Genomic DNA, 3612 nt, shown 5'->3' on the forward strand with positions numbered 1-3612 from the left:
GTCGAGGAGCACTTCAGTGGTCTGGGGCGCCGGACGACCCGGCTGCGGGTCTCGCACGCCTTCCACTCGCCGTTGATGGAGCCGATGCTGGACGGCTTCCGGGCGGTGGTCGCCGGACTGGCCTTCACCGAGCCGTCGATGGGTGTGGTGTCGAACGTGACCGGTGCGGTGGCCGAGCCCGGCCGGCTCACCGACCCGGAGTACTGGGTTGCGCACGTCCGCGAGGCGGTCCGCTTCGCCGACGGCATCACCGCCCTGCGCGCCCAGGGTGTGACCCGGTTCGTGGAGTGCGGTCCGGACGCGGTCCTGACCGGCCTCGCCCGCAACATCCTCGACGACGTCACCTTCGCCCCGGTGCTGCGCAAGGACCGCCCCGAGGACGTCACCGCCGTCACCGCCCTGGCCGGTCTGTTCGCCTCCGGCGCCACGGTCGACTGGGACGGTGTCTTCGCCGGACGCGAGGCTTCCCGCATCGACCTGCCCACCTACGCCTTCCAGCGCGAGCGCTACTGGATCGACGCGCAGAGCGGGGCCGCGAACGTCACCTCCGCCGGACTCGACACGGCCGAACACCCCCTGCTGGGCGCGGCCATCATGCTCGCCGACAGCGACGGTGTCGTACTGACCGGACGCCTGTCGGCCGACACCCAGCCGTGGCTGGCCGAGCACGTCGTCGGCGGAACGGTCCTCTTTCCCGGCACCGGCTTCCTGGAACTCGTGGCCCGGGCCGGCGACCAGGCCGGCTGCGGTCTGATCGAGGAACTGACCATCGAGGCACCGCTGGTGTTGCCCGAGCACGGCGGCGTGCAGGTGCAGGTGGCCGTCGGTGCCGCGGAGCGGTCGGGCGCCCGCACCGTCACCGTCCACTCCCGCCGGCAGGATTCGGCGGCCGGCCTGCCCTGGACCCGGCACGCCACCGGTGTGCTCGCGCCCGGCGCCCGGCCGGCAGAGGACGGGGAGCTGACGGCACAGTGGCCGCCGGCCGGTGCCGTACCCGTGGAACTCGACGGCCTCTACGACGAGTTCGCCGAGGCCGGCATGGCCTACGGCCCGGTGTTCCGCGGCCTGACCTCGGTGTGGCGCTCTGCCGACGGCGAGGTGTACGCCGAGGTCGCGCTGCCCGAGCAGGCCCGCGCGGTCGCCGCGCGGTTCGCCCTGCACCCCGCCCTGCTCGACGCCTGCCTGCACGCGGCGGCCTTCACCGGAACCGTCGGCGAGCAGGGCGCGCTTCCCTTCGCCTGGTCGGGTGTGTCCCTGTACGCCGAGGGCGCGTCCGAGGTGCGCGTACGGCTGGCTCCCACCGGCTCCGGCGCGGTGACCGTCGAGCTGACGGACCCCGCGGGCCGCCGGGTGGCCACCGTGGACTCCCTGATGCTGCGGCCCATCTCCGCCGAGCAGCTCGCCGCGGCCGCCACGAACCACCGCGACTCCCTCTTCCGCCTGGACTGGGCCCCGGTGCCGGTTCCGGCCGTCTCCCCGGTGACGTGGGGGCCGTGGGAGGAGACCGCCGGCACGAACGTGCCGGACGTCGTGGTGTGGCACTGCACGACGGTGCCCGACGCATCCGGCGTCCAGGACGCGGAGTCCGTACGGGCGGCCACGCACCGGGCGCTGGAGATCCTGCGGACCTGGATCACCGACGAGCGTTACTCCCGGGCCCGGCTGCTCGTCGTCACCCAGGACGCCGCCGCGCTGCCCGGCGAGGACGTGACCGACCTCGCGGCGGCCTCCGTCGCGGGCCTGGTGCGTGCCGCCCAGTCGGAGAACCCGGACCGCATCGTCCTGGTGGACACCGACGACGCTTCCGACTTCGGCGCGCTCGTCGCCGCGGCCGTGGCCACCGGCGAACCGCAGCTCCTCGTACGCGAGGGCACCGCGCACGCCGCCCGCCTGACCCGCGCCGCCGTCCCGGCCGCAGGGGGCGAGGACACCCGCCCCGACCCCGGCACGGTCCTGGTCACCGGCGCCACCGGCTCCCTGGGTGCCTTGGTCGCCCGCCACCTGGTGACCGGGCACGGCGTCCGCCGCCTCCTGCTGACCAGCCGCAGCGGCATGTCCGCCCCCGGCGCCGCCGCCCTGTGCGCCGAACTGACCGCCCTGGGCGCCGAGGTGGACCTGCGCGCCTGCGACGTGGCCGACCGGGCCGCGCTCGCCGAACTCCTCGACGGTGTGACACTCGGCGGTGTGGTGCACACCGCCGGTGTCCTCGACGACGGCGTGGTCGGCTCCCTCACCCCGGAGCGCCTCGACACGGTCCTGCGGCCGAAGGTCGACGCCGCCGTGAACCTGCACGAACTCACCGCGGGCACGGACCTGTCGATGTTCGTCATGTTCTCCTCCGCCGCCGGCGTCCTCGGCGCCCCCGGCCAGGGCAACTACGCCGCCGCCAACGCCTTCCTCGACGCGCTCGCCGTCCGCCGCCGCCGCGCGGGCCTCGCCGCCCACTCCCTCGCCTGGGGCCTGTGGGAGCAGTCCAGCGGCATGGCCGACACCCTGGGCGACGCCGACCTGTCCCGCATCTCCCGCACCGGCATGCACGCGCTGACCGCCGAGGAGGGACTCGCCCTCTTCGACGCGGCCCTCACCACCGACGAGGCCCTGCTCGTCCCGGCCGGCCTCGACCTGCCCGCACTCCGCGCCCAGGGCGAACAACTGCCGACCGTTTTCAGGGCGTTGGTGCCGGTGGCCCGGCGGCGCAGCTCCGCCGGCACAGCCGACGAGTCGAGCGCGCTGCGCCGCAGGCTGGCCTCCCTGCCGGAAGCCGAGTGGCACGGCGTCCTGCTGGACCTGGTCCTCAGCCGCGTGGCCTCCGTGCTCGGACACGCGGGTGCCCACGCCGTCGAACCCGGCCGGGCCTTCCAGGAACTCGGCTTCGACTCCCTGACCGCTGTCGAGTTCCGCAACGCCCTCGGCGAAGCCGTCGGCACGCGGCTGCCCGCCACCCTCGTCTTCGACTACCCGACGCCGGAAGCCCTCGCCACCCACCTGCTGGAGCAGGTCGCCGACACCCAGGACGACCTGACCGCCGTCACCCCCGTCCTCGCCGCCGACGACGACCCGATCGTGATCGTCGGCATGGCCTGCCGGTACCCGGGCGGCGTGACCTCCCCGGAGGGCCTGTGGCAGCTGGTGGCCGACGGTGTCGACGCGGTCTCGGAGTTCCCGGCCAACCGCGGCTGGGACATCGCCCAGGTCTTCGACCCCAGCGGCGAACGTCCCAACACCACCTACACCCGCGAAGGCAGCTTCCTCCACGACGCCGACCGCTTCGACCCCGCCTTCTTCGGCATCAGCCCCAACGAGGCCCTGGTCATGGACCCCCAGCAGCGGCTGCTGCTGGAGACCGCCTGGGAGACGTTCGAACGCGCCGGCATCGACCCCGCCACCCTGCGGGGCAGCGCCACCGGCGTCTTCGCCGGGATGATGTACCACGACTACGCCGCCAACAACAGCACGGGCGCCATCGCCTCCGGCCGCGTCTCCTACGTCTTCGGCCTCGAGGGCCCGGCCGTCACGATCGACACGGCGTGCTCGTCGTCGCTGGTCGCGCTGCATCTGGCGGTGCAGGCGCTGCGTTCCGGCGAGTGCTCGCTCGCCCTCGCCGGCGGGGTC

The 3612-nt window shown here is 74.4% G+C and carries 1 protein-coding gene; it reads left to right on the plus strand.

What is annotated here, in order from left to right:
* A partial coding sequence (locus tag ABZX30_RS37865) for an SDR family NAD(P)-dependent oxidoreductase (protein WP_355942929.1) occupies positions 1-3612 on the plus strand: 3612 nt, incomplete at both ends.

The sequence above is a fragment of the Streptomyces sp. NPDC004542 genome, from assembly GCF_040610035.1.
Taxonomy (GTDB): domain Bacteria; phylum Actinomycetota; class Actinomycetes; order Streptomycetales; family Streptomycetaceae; genus Streptomyces.